At 60.7% G+C, this 1,639-nt stretch carries 1 protein-coding gene; it reads right to left on the bottom strand.

Annotated elements, in window-relative coordinates:
- Positions 1–31: 31 nt before the first annotated feature.
- Positions 32–1,639 (bottom strand): M16 family metallopeptidase (locus tag AC1D1Z_RS37195; RefSeq protein WP_477853823.1); only part of this gene is annotated, 1,608 nt, incomplete at its 5' end.

Below are 1,639 nucleotides of genomic sequence, written 5' to 3'. Positions count from 1 at the left end.
CGCCGCCCCTGATCGCAACCGGCCTCGCCCGCTATCTTACCGTCGCCGGCAGCACTTCGAATTTCCAGAATTTTTCCGGACTGAAATAGGTCGCGGCAAACACGCGGATATCTCCGGCGGTGACTTTGCCGTAGCCGGTGAGACTATTGCGTATCCGGTCCAAACGACGCGAGTCCGTCTGGGCGTGGTGCAGATCTTCAATCCAATATTCGTTGCTCTGCTGCTGATGCTTCAATGTCTCGACGATGGGCTCGCGAGCGCGCGCAAGCTCATCCGGAGAAACATCATGCGACCGCAGGTCGGTGGCGATCTCTTCGACAACTGCGTAGAAACGCGGGACCTTTTCCGGTTCCGTCCCGACGGAGAAATAGGCGCAGCCGTAGCCGGGAACTTCCCTTGACAGGTCAACATCGCTCTTCAGGGCATAGCTTGCGCCTTCGGCAATACGAAACTGGTCAATCAGCCTGTTTTGGAAAATGTGGGTGGCGATCTTAGCAGTGAACGACCGCGGCAGATCGGAGAGCAAATCGCCGACTGGAACTCCCAAGGCAGCGGCTGCAATATCCGCCCTGCCGCTATGGGTCCGCAAAACGGGCGTCTTGTTCGCGGCCGGAAAACGCACGTCACCCCAATCATTGCTCGGCGCCGTCTCCGGGCGCGGCGGCAAGGCGCCAAAGGTTTCAGCTGTCATCCGGATTGCGTCGTCCACCGTCACGTCGCCGACGATGGTAATGTCGATCGGGCCATTGGAAACCATAGGCCGGAACAGCGCCTCGAAATCTTCCGGCTTAGCGGCGGACAACTCAGCGCGATCAGGGAAGGTCCAGCGCGGGTCGCCGGAATGCACGAGCCCGGCCAAATCGCGGACGACAACGTCGCCGGGCGACGCGTCATACTGATCGAGATCGCTCAAATACTCCTGCTGCACCCGCTTGAATGCCTCGGGGCGGTATGCGGGATCGGAAGTGTATGCCGCCATTAGCTGCAATTGCGTCGCAAGATCTTCCGTCCGCGTGCGACCGTCGAACCTGAAGGAACTGTCGCCGACCGAGAAGTCGACGCCGACAATGTTGGCTGTCAGTGCTTTCTGGATATCCTGGTAATCCATGGCCTTCAGGCCGGACAGCACGACGGCCGGAGATGCCCAGATCGCAGCGGAACGGTCGTGCGGCAGGCCCAGCCGACCGCGGCCGATATCTTCGCGTACCAGCACTTCGTTGGCACGCAGCCTGGTCGGCTTGACGGTAAGGCGCACGCCGTTGGAAAAGCCCACCATGGTCAAACCCAGATCCTCGTCCGTACGGCGTTCGACCACGGCACCCGGTTCGCCGAAATGGGTGTAGGGCCAGGCGACATCGGCCGCACCGGATGGAGCCGAGACAGCAATAGCCTTTGAAGCATCATAGACTTGCCGAACCGTATCGGCTCCGCCCTCAGGTGATTGGGTCGTCTGTAGCACGACCTGTGGACCGTTGCCGGAGAATGCATGCAGCAAGGCTTGATTGACCTCGGCCGCCGTGACGCCGTTCGTCATCGTCTCGAACATCGAGAGGTCTTCGGCGGGCGAGGTGAAGACTTGATCGTCATCGACGCTGCGAGCCAGCATGGAAGCAATGTCGGTCGTCATCCGCGTCGCGGC

The organism is Rhizobium sp. P1_E1 (assembly GCF_056406015.1).
The sequence above is the reverse complement of the archived record's forward strand: the minus strand, read 5'-3'. Positions and strand labels throughout refer to the sequence as shown.